Source organism: Syntrophorhabdaceae bacterium (assembly GCA_036504895.1).
Taxonomy (GTDB): domain Bacteria; phylum Desulfobacterota; class Syntrophorhabdia; order Syntrophorhabdales; family Syntrophorhabdaceae; genus PNOM01.
In genome coordinates this window covers 1-16,071 of the sequence record DASXUJ010000052.1, presented here as the reverse complement: position 1 = coordinate 16,071, position 16,071 = coordinate 1, and the positions used below count along the sequence as shown (strand labels likewise).

Below are 16,071 nucleotides of genomic sequence, written 5' to 3'. Positions count from 1 at the left end.
GACCTAGTGATATCCCGAGCTTGGAGAGTTCGGTCACGATCACCGTGTCGCCTTCCCGCAGAAGAGCAAGCATTTCGTCTATTCTTCTTCCCTTGGTGGATTTATGGGAACTTGTTTTCGCCTCTATCCACTTATCGATGGGCAGGTGTCTCCGATTCGCATACTCCAATATGCTGAGCTTCTGATTCTCAATATACTGGTGGTCCATGCTGACCCTCACATAGCCCCATATAGCCATTTCACGCTCTCCCTTTATTCAAAATATAAGCATGCTTCATGTTTAATTATTTAGCACATATTAATAAATAAATATTATTATATATTAATAAATAAGATAAAAAGACGGTGGTTAAGCTGGTAACAACAGGATCAAGTGGTAGTCAGAGGCCTCTTGTGAAAAGAAGAAGCGGAGTTTTGTCATAACAATTCGGACATTTCCTACATTTGCTTGCTTGTGGATTTTCTACATTCGCAGTAATTTACTGGACTTCGTCACAAGGCGCTCAAGAACAGAACCAACGAGTTTTTTTCTCGAATTATGTAGAAAGCCGGCGCACAATACGTGGTATACTGTGCAGCAAACAAGTGAGGGAAGAGGAACAATGGATGTCTTTCACGATATCATTAAGCCTCTCCGCTAAAATACATGGCCAATACGTCTACCAAACTTGAAGGCTATGTCTGTGATATGGAATCGATAGTCGAGGGATCAATGGATTACGAACAACTACCGCAGGCTACACTCATCCGGTTGCTTAAAGAGCAAGAGACGGCTCTTGCAGGTGCCGGACGAGACGGGATCATCATGAACTACACGGGGCGTACAGCTCCGTGGCAGATCATCCGCCAAGTGAAACCAAAGCTCAGCCGTATTCTAAAAAAATTGTCTGTTGATGACGAAAAGCCACAACCTGAAAACGAGATTTGGGATGGCGAGAACCTGTCCACGATGGTAACACTGTACAAATACCGAGGGCAAATCGATTTGATCCTTACTGATCCGCCGTATAACACCGGTGAAGATTTTCGATACAATGATAAATGGGACAAAGACCCCAATGATCCAGATTTGGGCGAACTTGTGCCCAAGGACGACGGCTCGCGTCATAGCAAATGGCTTCGATTTATGACCCCTCGTGTCTGGATGATGCGTGAAATGCTTAAACCCGGTGGTGTGATTGCTATTTGCATCGACCATCGGGAGCTGTTCAGACTTGGGATGTTGATGGATGAAATCTTTAAAGAAGAAAATCGCATCGGTATCATCAACTGGCAAAAGGCGTACTCGCCAAAGAACGACACCGGCGGTAAACGAGGTGGTCTGTCATCTGCCACGGAATACGTGTTGGTCTATGCGAAAATCCTAGACAGAGCAAAGACGGGGATGTTAGATCGTACCGAAGCTATGAATGCGCGGTACACCAACCCCGATAACGACCCCGATGGGGCATGGAAGTCAGGTGATGCCACAGCCCCCGAATACCGCAAGACGGGAACCTACGCCATCCAGTCGCCATTTACGGGGAAAATGTATTATCCTACTCAGGGCCATTGGCGTATTGAAACAGCAGCTATGAAACGCTCACTTGAAGCATGGGGTAGTGAATATGTCCCCATAAAGCTCGACGACCATTGTGAAGCAAAGGCGCTTGTTTTGAAGGGATGCAAATTCGACAATGGTGAGCCAATTGCTGGGCAGCAGGCACTTGTTGAAGCTCGCAAACATGCGCTTACCATTATGGAACGCGGACAATGGCCGCCTTTGTTCTTTACAGATGGCGGAGGTCCGTCTGTCAAAAACCATCTTAATAAGATTCGCCAAGGTAAGGTTCCGATGACTTATTGGGCTGCCGAAGATTACGAGATTCCTCTCGAAATAGACAGCCAATCATGGAATCACAAGGAATCCGGCCATAGCCAGACGGGCATCAACGAACTTGATGCGATTGTCGGTAAAGGGCACAAATTTAAGACGGTGAAACCGGTGCGACTGTTCAAAAAGATAATTCAAATATGGTGTCGCCCGGATGGAATTGTTCTTGATCCTTTTGCCGGGTCTGGTACGACCGGACATGCCTTGCTTGAGTTGAACAAAGAAACCACCGCGACGCGACGTTTTATTCTTATCGAGCAGGGCAATACGGAGCGGGGCGACCACTATGCCAAAACGCTCACCGCGGACCGCGTACGACGCATCATAACAGGCGAATGGGCTTCGGGAAACCGCGCTCCCATTCCTGGCGGATTTTGTTTTCATGAATTGAAGCGCGAAAAGATTGATGCTGAGGCGGTGAACGCCTTGGCCCGCGAAGAGATGATCGATCTGTTGCTCACCAGTTATTGGGACAAAGCCGAAAAAGCCAAATCCTACCTCCGGCGTTTCCCTGTTGGCACCTATCAATTCCTCTTTGCAGTGAATCCCCAAAATGAGGGTTTCTACCTAGTGTGGGAAGCCGCTGATGCAGCATCCGTCCTGAATCGGAGTGTGTTTCACGCCATTGTAAAAGAGGGCAGGTCGACTAACCTAGTCCCGCGTTATCACGTCTATGCTTCGACGGCTCTATATACTGGGGCAAGTGTCGAGTTTTACAAGATTCCTGACAAGGTTTTGGAACACATCGGTTTTAATCCTCGTGCTGACGCATATAACAACGAAGAGATAATCGATGTTTGAACCGAAAATATTTCAGAGTGAATGTGCCAAACTCATGGCCGATCGCTACGCGTTTTTCGCCAACCATCCTGACCGTCCCAGGAGAGGCAATAAACCCCGTCCGTTTTTTCAGGCACTCTCAGCGCTTACAGGGGCGGGTAAGACGCCTATTCTTGCTCAGGCCGTAGCGCACATGAGAATGTATTTTTCCGGTGAGCCAATTGTGTTGTGGATGTCAAAGGCAAGGTCAGTGGTGGCTCAGACCTTCACTAATTTTTCACCAGGTGGAAAGTACGACGAAATCCTAGATGGATTTCGCGTCATAAACATTCAGGATTTGACCCCGACGCTGATAACGGATGCCACGACCCCTCTCTTAGTAATGACTACGACGGGGCTATTCAATAATAAGGATCAATCCGCAGGCGTGTTGAACATCTACAAACGCGATAATGATTTATTTGGTGACAAATCTCCTTGGGACCGGCTTATAGAGCGTACTGATGACGGAAAACGCCGGCCGCTTCTGATTGTTTACGATGAAGGGCACAACCTTTCCGAACAGCAAGCCAATCTACTAACGGAATTAGAAACAGACGCCTATTTATTGGCCAGCGCGACGCTTAAGCTGCCCGCTAATTTTCAAAAATCGGTTATTCAGCCTATCCGTTTGTGGGTCGAGGAATCCGACGACCGGAATACTTTCGAGGCCTTACGGGCTGTCAACAACGATGGGCAAGCTGAGGCTGAGCAATTCATCACAACTGTTGTGAGCAGCGAAAAGGTTGTCAACGCCCAGCTTGTGAAGAAAGCCATCCAATTCGATGGCACGACCGCCCCGATGGAGCATTGCATCGATGACCTCATGAAGCGTCTGACGACCCTCAACAACGAGATTGTGGCGCGTTCTTTGGGGTTCAAGCCGAAAGCGATTTATGTCTGCAAAACTAACATCGCGGACGACGGAGAAAAGGACGACGGCAGAAAGCCCTTCGCTCAACGAAAAGCTCCGCCGATTCGTATCTGGCGCTATCTCGTGGAACAAAAAAGGGTGTTGCCCAAAGATATTGCTATCTACGCCGACCTTCGCTTCGTCGAGGGGAACAAACCGGAGGAAGTAAATCTATTTTCCAGGGGCGAGAACGACTTCGACGAGTTTCGGAGTAGCGACTTCCAACACATCATTTTCAACCTGTCGCTACAAGAGGGCTGGGACGATCCAGCATGCTATCTGGCCTACATCGACAAAAGCATGGGGTCATCTATCCAAGTCGAGCAGGTTATAGGTCGGGTACTGCGACAATACGGTGTCTCGCACTACGAAAACCCATTGTTAAATAGCGCGCACTTCTTTCTTCGCGTGGACAACCAACGTGTCTTCACTGACGCTATCGGTAGTGTCAAGGCAAAGTTGCTTTCTGAGGGCGCACCAATTGAAATCACTGATAACTTTTCATCTAGCGGTAACGTGACAGTGGAAGATCTAGAGCCAAAGACCGACGTGGCCATAAAATTGCATCGTATCTTCGTCGATTCTACGGCTGCCAAAAAGCGCATTGCGGAGATCGAGGATGAATTCCCCATTTTTATCGAGGGCGACCCGAACACCATTGGCGAAGCACACACAGCGTCACAGGTGATCGATTTAATCGAGCCCGGTAGGGATCGCGGGACGGTAAAATGGAAAAGCGAAGGACAAACGAATCCGGTGCGGCTACGCTGGCTGGCAACAATGGCCATTCGTATGCGATCATTACAGGCTCTAGCGGCGGTAGATTTACAGCATCCTAAGTTCGACGTGCGGGTGCAAGTACAGAGCATAGCAGATAGATTGGCTGATGCTTTCGGCGAGAAGGTCGTATCGGCTTTTTATAAATTTTCAGAGCTGTCCTATGAAAGCGCAGCTCCAGTCAGATTTGGGACAATACGTGTGCCTAAGAAGGCCCCCGTTTTCAAGAATGGATTGTATGCGCGTTATAACGGATTTAATGGGCTTGAACTGGCATTCGCTAAAGCTCTCGATGTAGTGGGGTTGGTCTGGCATCGAAATCCCTCTAGCGGAGGGTTCTATATCCCGCTGCTGTCTGAAGGCAATACCGCTAACTTCTACCCCGATTTTATTGTCTGGAAGAAAAGTATGATTTACTGTCTCGATACCAAGGGCGGTCACTTGTTATCTGATGCCGTTGCACGCAAATTGTTCGACATCAAAGAGGGCAACAAAAGCAAGCTTCAGGTACGATTCATTTCGGAAGGTAAGCAATTGGAGCTTGGTGGGAAGGCTACCAAGGGGGGATATACAGTCTGGAAAATGAAATCTGGAACCCCAACGCCTATCCCTGCTATCGATCTTAAATCTGCGGTGGAAGAAAGCCTTAAGTAGAGCCCTTTCATCGTATGCCCGATAATTATTGGTGCCCATTCTGTAGATAGTGGTACTTGTGGTAAGCACATACAAATTTGTCCTGAATTTCATAGGTCGTGGAGCACAGTAGATTCTACATGGGAGGTAGACTGTCATGACCGCTTCCCAAAAATTGTCAAGGGAGATGCAATGGCATTCATTACTTTGGCGGTTGGTCCCCGTGTGATTCGAGAGGTTTGCACGGGCCATGAATATCAGAAGCAGCTTGCGATCCGAGGCGCCTCCGACGACCTTCGAACCCTTATAGAGACGGCCAATCGACAGAATAAGGTTGCTGTTCCGATTTGCGGGGTGTTCGAACTTGCAATTGGTGATACAGACGCGATATGGGAAGTTCATCAGGCTGTCGGCATCCAAGCGGAGGACTTTGCCAATCTTTATGCTCTTTTGGCAAATCGTCCGGGCGTCGCAGTTACATTCCGATGGTAGGACGATTTGTTGGAATAGAGTGCCACATCGTCATTCTGTACCTTTGACGGTAGGCACACTGAAGAATAAAGATTTTGAACCCTCATGGAAAGTTACTTATTGGAGACACGACCGGCGCCGTTTAGGAGGATCTTATGTTCAGAAAAACAGAAAGTTACACGAGAGAGGACATTTCGACCGCCGTTGGCGGAGGACTGCGGGACTGCCTTTCGCATTCAGGCAATAGGGTTGTTGCTATCTGTATGAGAAAAGAAATGAACCCTGAGGCGCCTTTGGTGTTGTTGGTTGGTGAAGGACCACAAAAAAAGAAATATAGCGAAATCCTGTGCCGGGACCAGAAAAATGACCCCGTTCCAATTTTCATAAAGCAACCTAACGGAAGCTGGAAATTTCATGGGAACTACAAAGTGAAGAATAACTCGGTGGAACCCGCTCTTATTAAGAGGTATCAGAGTAAATCGGGCAGAACCGATGTCCAAATGGTTATCCATTTTACAGAGGTTTGAGTCTCCCGAGAAGGACGCCGTCAAATGATATTTTTAATCCTGTTAGGGCTTGCGTTAATTTTAGTGTGGTTTGAAAGCAAATGGGCAGCCAAGAACCTTCTAACACGCTATTGCACAGAATCAGCAGCCTGGGGAGCTACTCCCGGTAAATTCATTATTGGCAGAAAGATCATGATATGAAAATAAATTTCATAACCCCACTTTACAATCTGACTTTAGCTTGCGATCTAGGTGGTGGCGACAAACTGGATGACCATACACGAATTACAAACAGCAGAAAAGTAATTTCAGATTTTGTTCAGGGACTTGAATTAACCATAGGCAAACTGGAATTTGATTATTTGTGTTCCGGTGTTCCCGTCTTTTATTCGGTGGAGGATGTGCCTGAGGGTATCACCCCAGAACAATATCTAATCACCAAACTTTATCATATTCAAGCTTTCATCAATATAGTGTGGCTACATTTTGACAACAGCATTAACACGGAAACCGGTTATGTGTTCTACTCCGATGGTCGGGGCTTGAGAGTAAGCAGTAATTTTATTGCCCTTCGATTCTCAAATTGTCGGGGGGAATGTCGCCCCTTGGAGTTGACGAGAAACCAACTACAGTTAATACGGAAGCTGTATCGTGAGGCAATTGCGCTGGATGATCATCCCTTCGATCGCGGAGCAACGCAATTGGTTGCCGGGATAAACCGTTTTTCTCGGGCCGTGTACTACGTTGATGCGGCTCGGAGCGAAATAGATCTGGCCATGCGGATCTCACACTATTGCTCTGCGTTAGAGGCATTATTTGCCACGTCTCAATCGGAACTGTCTCATCAGTTGTCGGAGCGGGTAGCTTGTTTCATTCATAAAGGCCCTGATGATCGAATAAAGACTTACAGGGAAGTCAAACACGCCTATGGTATTCGGTCTAAAATTGTTCATGGATCAACCATCAAGCCTACTAAGATGGAAGAACTCAGGACCGCATCAGCGGTGTGTGATGACCTTCTTCGTACGATACTTCTGCGCCTTCTATTAGATTTTGAAGCAAGAAAACAATTTGGGAGCAACCCAGAAATACTCGATGAGTACATGCTGCGAACCATCTTCAAATAAACCGGCCTGGACCTCCGGCTTACGGGATCGTAGGTGTGAACATAAGACAAATCGGTAGGGCAGAGGGGTCAGCCCCTGACGGCCTGTTGCCCAAATCCCTCTTCCACATAATTGTATTTCTCATAAATTGTTCCTAATTGTATACATTATTGCTGATTCTACAACTGTCCTATGGTACAATAACTCATCATGAATGCAAGGAGATAGAAGCCATGATGGGTCGTAAGGAGCCTCCCCAGGAACATCTGTTTATCTATGGCATCAATCTGGAAAATAGAATCCGTGCCGACCATCCGCTAAGGAAGGTGAAAGAACTCATCGACTTTGACTTCATCTACAGGGAAGTTGAAGATATGTACGGAGACAATGGCAACGTCTCCGTCCCTCCCCCGGTTCTTCTGAAGCTCATGCTTCTCCTGATATTCTATAATGTCCGGTCCGAGCGGGAACTCATGGAGACGGTGCCGGAGAGACTAGACTGGCTCTGGTTCTTAGGATATACCCTTACCTCCTCTGTCCCCGATCACAGCGTCCTCTCAAAGGCGCGGAAGAGATGGGGAAAACAGGTGTTCCAAGGTTTCTTTGAGCGCATCGTCATGCAGTGCGTCAAAGCCGGCCTTATCGACGGAACGAAGATATTCATGGACGGAAGCTTGATCGATGCCGATGCGTCCAATAATTCCATAGTCGATATGGACTCACTCAAGAAACGCTTGAGCGAGGGATATGGGGAGTTGGAGAAGAGACTTGCCGAGCCCGGCAATGGAATAAATGCCCGCCACATCTCCACCACCGACCCCGACGCATCGATCGTGCGTCATGCGGGAGGCAAAGCAAAGCTCCGGTATAAGACCCATAGGGCAGTTGATCCTCTTCGTGAGGTGATCACCGCCGTAGAAGTCACCACCGGCTCCGTCAGTGAAGGACGTAAAATGGAAGCTCTCATCGAAACCCATGAGGCGAATACCACCATGAAGGTGAGTACGGTGGTTGCCGACAGCCAGTATGGAAGCGGGGAGAATCTTCTCGTTTGTCACGACAAAGAGATAAATCCCCATATGCCTGTCGCAAAGCATCTCAACGAACATATCGGCTCCAGGCGAGGTATATTCCCGGAAGACCGGTTTACCTACCACAAAGAAACCGATACCTATACCTGCCCGGCAGGGAAGGTCTTGAAGAAACGAACGGTCCATGAGAATAAGCAGAACATAGAGTATGGCGCCTCCAAAAAGGATTGTTCATCTTGCCCCTTAAGACCGGGGTGCACCAGGAGCAGGAGCCAGAGGACCGTGCAAAGACCTGTCCGCAAGGATGAGCTTGATCTTGTGATGATGATCGCCACATCCGATCAGGCGAAGAAAGACCTGCAAACCCGCCAGCACCTCATGGAGCGTTCTTTTGCCCGGAGTACCCGCTTCAGGTTCGACAGGGCCCGCTGGAGAGGACTATGGAAAGTTGCGATACAGGAGTACCTCGTGTGTGCGATCCAGAATATTCAGACGCTGATCCGGCACGGAGGCAAGACGGCGGAGGCAGTAACCTAAATGATGGAGCAAAGGATGACATAGTCTACCTAAACACCCGGCCATGCCCGGTGCACCGCGGGGACTGAGGACACGGGGCATGCAAAGCAGTAAAACCACCAGGGACGGGCGAGAAGGGGGACAGGGATTTGGGCAACAGGCCCTTGACACGAGACATCACAGGATATCGTAGCCAGAAGTCATGGAGGTATGGGGGTTTGCATTTGGTGCCCGACGACTTGTCCGTTGTCAAGGGCTGACCCCTCTGATTATCCCAGCGGCTTTTTATTGCTGGGGAGTGCACGGTTATTGTGGGTAAAGACCTCAGGCGAGACTCCAGGGGTGAGGTCTTCGCACAGATAGTCAGGGACTTTGTCTACTCCACCTCCTCGCAAACCTCGGCAGGGAAAACAAGGCGTTGCCCCTTTCTCATAAGATGAGGCGCATTTTGACGCCACCACTGCGCTGCATCCGCGTTCTTCTCAGCCAAGGCTTCAACTGCCACGAGCGCCTCCACTGCATACCCGTCCCATTTGAAACACTTGCCTCTCACTGCAGCGAAGATCAGGCCGAGAATTGTCTTTGGACCTGAAACTACCCCAACACTGCGGAAACGGCGTTTCTTGTCATATGGGGGTGGCGAGAGTGGAATCGCGACGTTGACCCATGACTGGCGAATGTGATCGGGTGCCTCACCAGGAGGAACAGCTATGATACGTATCCTTTTCTTCCTCGTTTGTTGCAATGTGGTTATTACACCCTTCGGATTACTCAACGGTAGCCGCTTCCCTTCCTATCTTAAGGCCACAGGAAGTTACCTTCTGATTATAACTGGACCGACTTCGCCCGTTAATGGGTTATAGCCCGTGCGAAACCTGCTTTCAGGTGTTTGTTATTTCTTGTAGAAATAATACTCAGGGTCTCTGTCTAATTCGTCAATCTGCCTCTGTACGGCAGCAATCCTATCTTCCCTCGATTGGCTTTGCTGGCGGCGGTTAGTTCCGCTCCTATAACTACTTGACGACGTTTCCAGCCTCGTCTTAATCTCTTCTAATCTGCGTTTCTCCATGTCGATCATACGGGGGTCTACCGCTCTTTGAGCTACGGCATACCCAAGGATAGTGGTTGCAAGTAAGACTATGAATAGAAGACTAGTAAAAGTTTTTTTCATCATCCCGCTCCTTCTATCTGTACGTATGTATGTTGTGTTATCGGCTTGACCAGGCTGGAACTTAAGTTCTTTATTTCAAATAGGTTATGTAGTTTTCGGACCGAACAGAGTCTCTCTGCCCTTTCCAGCTCCAAGAGATAATCCACCGGTCGCCCATCAAGACTCAGCTTCCACGGACGTCTGCCCGTTTTCCATCACACCACTGGATTATCATTTGTGAACCGACCCCGAAAGAGTACCTCACCGTTAGCTTTAGACAATAGCCCTTGTCCGTGCCTCTTATGGTCTCTGAACTCTCCTATATACTTTTCCCCACCGGGCCAGACTAAAGTCCCGTGCCCGTTAAATTTGTCGCCTCTGAACTCCCCTGTGTATTTGGACCCGTCTGGATAGAAAAGAGTCCCGTGCCCGTTTCGCTTGCCATCTTCAAACCCTCCCACATACCTTTCCCCACTGGAGTACATGCGTACTCCGTATCCAGACGGGCGGCCATTTTTGACCTCTCCGACATACTCATCGTTTGCCCAGGTACATGTTCCATGCCCGTTGGGATTGCCATCTCTAAACTCTCCCACATACTTCTCCCCGTCAGAGTATGCGAGCGTCCCTTGCCCGTTACATGTGCCGTCTCTAAACTCCCCTACATATTTATGCCCTTCTGGAGAAACATGAGTCCCATATCCATTATATTTGCCATCTCTAAATTCTCCCACATATATCTCTTTGCTGGGAAAATAGAGGGTTCCCTCGCCGTTCATTGTACCGTCTTTGACCTTTCCCACATACCTGGTTCCATTGGGCCAAGTGAGCGTAGTGAGCGTAGAATCCGTATCATCTTCCAAATAAAAAAAGGCATTCCTACATTTTGGGCACCTAATTTTCGAATCCGTTTTGTCGATCGGGATTCTTAATTTCTGGCGACAATTATGATTAGGGCACTCTATGATTTTGGTTTCAGGCATCGTCATTCCCTCTCGCCTTTAGCCTCTTTACAGGTGGTACCAACTTCAATGCCTATTTCGAGGTACTTTATCAAGGTCAGCAGAAGGGTCAGCCCCTGACAAAGGACAGATTACACCTGAATCCCAATGGCTATTTCCACGTTCCTACACCACTTTTTGTGGCAGCGTCCAGGAGTTGATGGTCAAGGGTAGCCAGGAGGGCTCCTTGGCGCATGGCCAGTTCGAGGTAAGCAGCGTCGTAGGCAGTCAGCCCGTACGCACGGGTAATCTCGCATAATCTGCGAACATGCTCTATGCCCTCGGCCTCGTCCGTCCTGAGAGTAAGCTGCCCATAGAGAGAGATTGCGTTCTCAACATCCGCTCGCGTAAGGACGCGTCTTCGTTCCGCAACGGCCAATACGTTGGCAAGTTCATACCACCACAGCGCGGGAACCCATGTCTCCGCGCCGGAATGCTTAAGGAAAAATGCGTGAACCCGGGATGAAGATTTGTCGGGAAGAGCGAGTGCGGCGGCAAAAGAGCAGTCAAGAACCCACCTTTCCGTCACCGTTTCCTTCCTTCATCGATAAACGCGCGGATATCTACCTTCCCCTTGACACGGCCCCGGATCTCTTTGAACCCCTTAAGAATCTCTTCGGGTCCGATTGGCTTTCCTTCAGCTTCCAGGGGGACCAGGCGTGCTACAGGCTTGCCTCGTCTCGTTATGGTGATGACCTTGCCTTGCTCTGCTTCCAGCAAGAGATGGGACAGGTGAGTTTTTGCATCAAACGCGCTAACCATATCGGTCTGTCTTTTCGTGTTCATATAAACTAGTATAATAGACTAGTTCGGATCAGTCAATAGAGGATTTACAGGGAGGTCACACGGGTCAGGTCGTGGCTCGAGACATCACTAGATATCGTGGCCGTGACTCGTGGAGGCATGGTAGTTTTGCATTTGATGCCCGACAGCTTGTTCCGAACGATGGATAAGAAGAGTGATACGGTGAATATATTAAAACAAGGCAGTGCCGCGGCGACGATTTAATGTGATACCTTTGGAGCCGCCCGCTGTGGAGGGTGGAATTGGCCGGAAGGTCCATATGTGGTGCTAGGCGAGCAAGGAGGACCGCAGGCGTATTGAATATACGTCGAAGGGCACCGGCGGAGCATGGCGCCGCAGATGGGCCTTTTGTGTCAATTCCACACTCCCGGCTAAAGCGAGGGCTTTTGCTTTAAGCATGCATGTTTGGTTTCCGTCTTTTGCCTCTACTCCACCGTCACGCTCTTCGCCAAATTCCTCGGCTGGTCTACGTCAGTCCCTCGGAAATTGGCGATGTGGTAGGCGAGGAGCTGGAGGGGGACTATGGCGAGTATGGGCTCCAGCTCGTAGATCGTCTCGGGGACTACGAACGTGGCTTCCACCTTGGCGGACATCTCGTGGGCGCCGTCGTCGGTGAAGAGGAGGGCTTTCCCTCTTCTCGTAATTACCTCTTCCACGTTGCTGCAGGTCTTTTTATAGGTGTGGTCCCTGGGAGAGACAATTACGATGGGGAGGTTCTCGTCTATCAGGGCGATGGGGCCGTGCTTCATCTCTCCGGCGGCGTAGGCCTCCGCGTGGATGTAGGATATCTCCTTGAGCTTGAGGGCGCCTTCCAGGACGGTGGGGTAGTTGATGCCCCGGCCCAGGTAGAGGAAATCTTTATATCCCATATATTTTCTCGCCAGCTCTTCGGTGACGGGGGCCTGGTCCAGGATGGTCTGGATCTTATGGGGCAGCTTCTTTATCTCGTTTATGAAGGTCCTCACTTCATCGCTCGTCATTAGGCCCAGCTTTCTTCCCATGTGGAGCATGAGGAGGAAGAAGATCGAGATCTGGGTGGTGAATGCCTTGGTCGAGGCCACGCCTATCTCCGGTCCCGCATGGGTGAAGATCACGCCGTTGCATTCGCGGGCGAGGGTGCTCCCCAGGACATTGCAGATGCAGAGCGTATAGGCGCCGTTCTTCTTCCCTTCTTTCATTGCGGCGATGGTATCGGCCGTCTCGCCTGATTGGGAGACGAGGATCAGCATGTGCTCTTCGTTAATGATGGGGTCGCGGTACCTGAACTCGGACGCGATATCCGTCTCCACCGGTATTCTGAGGTTTGCCTCGAACATCTGCTTGCCGATCATGCATGCGTGATAGGAGGTTCCGCAGGCAACCATCCAGATTTTTTTTATCTTTGTGAGATCCGGGAGCTTCAGTTCTTCGAATTCGACGTGGCCCTTCTCTTCCTTGATGCGGCCTATGAGGGTCTCTGAAATGGCCCGGGGCTGCTCGAATATCTCCTTGAGCATGAAGTGCTTGTAGCCGCCTTTCTCCGCCATGGCGCCGCTCCAGTGCACCTCGTGGACCGTGCGCTCCACCGCGTTGCCGTCCGCGTCGGTGATAAGCATTTTCCCGTCCCTGAAAACGGCCATGTCGTTATCTTCGAGAAATATGACCCTGTTGGTCCTGTTGAGGATGGCGGGCACGTCGCTGGCAAGGAAATATTCTCCTATGCCGACGCCTACGATCAGGGGGCTCTCTTTTTTCGCCGCGATCATGACCCTTTCTTTTTCCCTGATGATGCCGAGGGCATAGGAGCCTTTCAGCTCATCGAGGGCGGCCCGTGTGGCGGAGACGAAATCGAGGTTCTTTTCCAGGTAATTGAGGATCAGGTGAGGGATGACCTCCGTATCGGTGTCGGAAAGAAACTTGTGGCCTTCGCCTTTGAGCCTTTCCTTGAGCTCCATGTAGTTTTCGACAATGCCGTTATGGACGACCACTACATCGCCTGCGCGGTGAGGGTGGGCATTTTTTTCGGAAGGGGTGCCGTGGGTGGCCCAGCGGGTGTGGGCAAGCCCAAGGGTGCCCTTGAAGGTCTCGACGCCGCATACCTCCTTGCTCAGCTCCGCAACCTTCCCCTTCTTCCTGCCTATCTCGATCTTGCCTTCATGCCATATGGCGATGCCGGCTGAATCATATCCCCTGTATTCGAGTCTCGCCAGCGCGTCGATGAGCAGATCGCACGCTTCTCCCTTTCCCTTATATCCGACGATCCCGCACATTATTTCTTCCTCCGTGAATAACCCTCGACCTGCTTTTGAGGGGCTCGTGTGACGCCCAGGGCGTCTTCCGGGACATCCTTCGTAATGGTGGAGCCCGCGCCGATGACCGCATTCCTGCCGATCCGGACGGGCGCTACGAGAGCGGTATTGCTGCCTATAAAGACGTTATCCTCCAGGACGGTCCGGTGTTTCTTCTTGCCGTCATAGTTACAAGTAATAGTGCCTGCTCCTATGTTAACGTCCCGGCCCACTTCGGCGTCTCCGATGTAGGAAAGGTGACTTGCCTTGGCGCCCTCGCTTATGATCGAATTCTTGACTTCCACGAAATTGCCTACCTTGGCGCCTTTTTTTACCGTGGTCGTGGGTCTCAGGCGGGCGAAGGGCCCGATCTTGGCGCCTCCCTCGACGGTTGCCCCGTCTATGCTGACAAAACCCTCCACTTCGACCTTATCCCGGAGCGTCGAGTTTTTGATGAGCGAGTTGGGGCCTATGACCACGTCCTCGCCGATGACCGTATTCCCTGATATGAAGCAGTTGGGATATATGACCGTATCTTTGCCGATTACCACGCGCGCTTCGATATAAATGTTGCGGTCGAGCAGGGTCACGCCATTATCGAGAAGGCGGTCGAGGATGCGCTCCTTCATCACGAGGTGGGCGCCCATCAGCTCCCGCCGGCTGTTGATGCCGAGAACTTCTGAAGAGGTGGGATGGAAGTAGGCGCGGACCGATTTGCCCGATTGCCCGGCCACGGCGCAGATATCGGTGAGATAGTATTCCCCTTTCCGGTTATCGGGGGTTATGGTCTCCACGAGATTTATCGCATTCCGGGGCAATATGCAGATACCCGTATTGATGGTCCTGATCCGCCTTTGTTCCTCGGTGGCGTCGTTATGTTCCACGATGCGCCTGATCTTTCCCTCTTCGACGATTACCCGTCCGTACCCGGTGGGGTTCTCCACATCGGTGATCATGAAGGAGATGTCCCCTGTCTCCTCGAAGGAATCGATAAACTTCTTCAAGGTGGCGGTCTCGATCAAGGGTACATCACCATAAAGGACGAGGACCGGACCTTCCCGGAGAAAGGGAAGGGTAGTCAGGAGCGCGTGGGCGGTGCCTTTCTGCTCCGTCTGGACGGCAAAGGAGACGCTCCGGTCTCTCAGGTAGGCTTCAATCTGATCCCTGCCATGGCCTACCACGACTATGACGGCCTCCGGGGACAGCTCCTCGGCCCTCTCCACCACGTGGCCTATCATGGGGGCGCCCATAACCTCGTGCATCACCTTCGATTTCCTCGATACCATTCTTTCGCCTTTGCCTGCGGCGAGGATTACCACGTTAAGCCCCTTCATTTTCGATCTCCTTCCTTTTTCCAAAAATGCGTGTAATAAGGATACTGATTTCGTAGAGCGCCCAGAGGGGTATGACCATGAGCAACTGGCTTGCCAGGTCGGGCGGGGTTATGATCGCGCTCAGTATAAAGATGCCGAGTATGGCATATCGCCTTTTCGATGAGAGCATGCGCGCGTTGATTATACGGGCCTTGGTAAGAAAAAAAGCGGCCAGGGGCAATTCGAATATGAGTCCGAAGATGAGGAGCATCTTGAGGGTCAGATTCATATAGCTCTTGAGATCGGGCATGGGTATGATGAATTCCGCGGCATAGCTCACGAAAAATTTGTAGCTTATGGGGAGGACTACAAAATAGCAGAAGACGGCCCCGAGAATGAAGCAAAGGCTTCCGAATATCATGAAGGGGTAGACATATTTCTTTTCTTTGTCATACAGACCCGGTGCAACGAACATCCATATCTCATAAAGGAGGATGGGAGAGCCCACGAAAACGGCCATGACGATGGATATCTTGAAATAAGTGATGAAGGCTTCGGTAAGGCCGGTAAAAATGAAGGAGCTTTTTGCGGGCATGACCTTTATGAAAGGCTCCATCAGGATGAGGAACATCTTTTCTTTAAAATAATAGGTAAAGACGAAGGCGACGGCAAGGGCTATGATGCAGACGAGAAGCCTATCCCTCAACTCCTTCAGGTGGGAGGTAAATGGAAGTTTGTCCTCGGTCATGTGGCCTTGGTCTCATTCTTATCGCTCTTCTTGCCGGTATCGTTGTCTGCGACCGGACCGGCGGAAGGAACAGGATTACCTTTTTCCACTTCTTCAGGCTTTGGCGGATCTGTTTCTGCCGAAGCCGTCTCCTCCATAGGAGG

Annotated in this window: 15 protein-coding genes; 6 read left to right on the top strand and 9 right to left on the bottom strand. The window is 50.4% G+C overall.

Annotated features, from left to right (window positions below; genetic code table 11):
* On the bottom strand, positions 1-238 hold a 238-nt coding region (locus VGJ94_06750), incomplete at its 3' end, for a recombinase family protein (protein ID HEY3276303.1).
* A 474-nt stretch (positions 239-712) separates the two neighbouring features.
* Here VGJ94_06750 and VGJ94_06745 point away from each other — a divergent pair.
* The 6 genes from VGJ94_06745 (at position 713) to VGJ94_06720 (ending at position 8,666) form a co-directional block, all read left to right on the top strand.
* Positions 713-2,674, top strand: a complete 1,962-nt coding sequence (locus tag VGJ94_06745; GenBank protein ID HEY3276302.1) for a site-specific DNA-methyltransferase — start codon at positions 713-715, stop codon at positions 2,672-2,674.
* On the top strand, positions 2,667-5,036 hold the full coding sequence (locus tag VGJ94_06740) for a DEAD/DEAH box helicase family protein (GenBank protein ID HEY3276301.1): 2,370 nt from the start codon (positions 2,667-2,669) through the stop codon (positions 5,034-5,036). Before VGJ94_06745 ends, VGJ94_06740 begins: the two co-directional genes overlap by 8 nt.
* Positions 5,037-5,207: 171 nt before the next feature.
* Positions 5,208-5,507 (top strand): hypothetical protein, encoded by a 300-nt coding sequence (locus tag VGJ94_06735; GenBank protein HEY3276300.1) that lies wholly within the window; start codon positions 5,208-5,210, stop codon positions 5,505-5,507.
* 134 nt (positions 5,508-5,641) lie between these two features.
* On the top strand, positions 5,642-6,013 hold the full coding sequence (locus VGJ94_06730) for a hypothetical protein (protein HEY3276299.1): 372 nt from the start codon (positions 5,642-5,644) through the stop codon (positions 6,011-6,013).
* Between the two features lie 176 nt (positions 6,014-6,189).
* On the top strand, positions 6,190-7,119 hold the full coding sequence (locus VGJ94_06725; protein HEY3276298.1) for a hypothetical protein: 930 nt from the start codon (positions 6,190-6,192) through the stop codon (positions 7,117-7,119).
* 212 nt (positions 7,120-7,331) lie between these two features.
* Positions 7,332-8,666: an IS1182 family transposase gene (locus VGJ94_06720; protein HEY3276297.1), complete on the top strand. Its 1,335-nt coding sequence runs from the start codon at positions 7,332-7,334 to the stop codon at positions 8,664-8,666.
* A 355-nt stretch (positions 8,667-9,021) separates the two neighbouring features.
* Here VGJ94_06720 and VGJ94_06715 read toward each other — a convergent pair whose 3' ends face one another.
* The 8 genes from VGJ94_06715 to tatC form a co-directional block, all read right to left on the bottom strand.
* Positions 9,022-9,420: a hypothetical protein gene (locus VGJ94_06715; GenBank protein HEY3276296.1), complete on the bottom strand. Its 399-nt coding sequence runs from the start codon at positions 9,418-9,420 to the stop codon at positions 9,022-9,024.
* Between the two features lie 117 nt (positions 9,421-9,537).
* Positions 9,538-9,819: a hypothetical protein gene (locus VGJ94_06710; GenBank protein HEY3276295.1), complete on the bottom strand. Its 282-nt coding sequence runs from the start codon at positions 9,817-9,819 to the stop codon at positions 9,538-9,540.
* 191 nt (positions 9,820-10,010) lie between these two features.
* On the bottom strand, positions 10,011-10,778 hold the full coding sequence (locus VGJ94_06705; GenBank protein ID HEY3276294.1) for a molecular chaperone Tir: 768 nt from the start codon (positions 10,776-10,778) through the stop codon (positions 10,011-10,013).
* A gap of 130 nt (positions 10,779-10,908) precedes the next feature.
* Positions 10,909-11,325, bottom strand: a complete 417-nt coding sequence (locus VGJ94_06700; protein HEY3276293.1) for a type II toxin-antitoxin system VapC family toxin — start codon at positions 11,323-11,325, stop codon at positions 10,909-10,911.
* Positions 11,322-11,558, bottom strand: a complete 237-nt coding sequence (locus VGJ94_06695) for a type II toxin-antitoxin system prevent-host-death family antitoxin (protein HEY3276292.1) — start codon at positions 11,556-11,558, stop codon at positions 11,322-11,324. The genes VGJ94_06700 and VGJ94_06695 overlap by 4 nt, the downstream gene beginning before the upstream one ends.
* Before the next feature lie 467 nt (positions 11,559-12,025).
* Positions 12,026-13,849 carry a glutamine--fructose-6-phosphate transaminase (isomerizing) gene (gene glmS / locus VGJ94_06690; GenBank protein HEY3276291.1) on the bottom strand — a complete coding sequence of 608 codons (1,824 nt, stop codon included), beginning with the start codon at positions 13,847-13,849 and terminating at the stop codon, positions 12,026-12,028.
* The gene (gene glmU / locus VGJ94_06685; protein HEY3276290.1) at positions 13,849-15,201 is read right to left on the bottom strand and encodes a bifunctional UDP-N-acetylglucosamine diphosphorylase/glucosamine-1-phosphate N-acetyltransferase GlmU; all 1,353 of its coding nucleotides are present in this window, start codon (positions 15,199-15,201) and stop codon (positions 13,849-13,851) included. Before glmU ends, glmS begins: the two co-directional genes overlap by 1 nt.
* On the bottom strand, positions 15,188-15,928 hold the full coding sequence (gene tatC, locus VGJ94_06680; protein ID HEY3276289.1) for a twin-arginine translocase subunit TatC: 741 nt from the start codon (positions 15,926-15,928) through the stop codon (positions 15,188-15,190). Before tatC ends, glmU begins: the two co-directional genes overlap by 14 nt.
* Between the last annotated feature and the right edge of the window lie 143 nt (positions 15,929-16,071).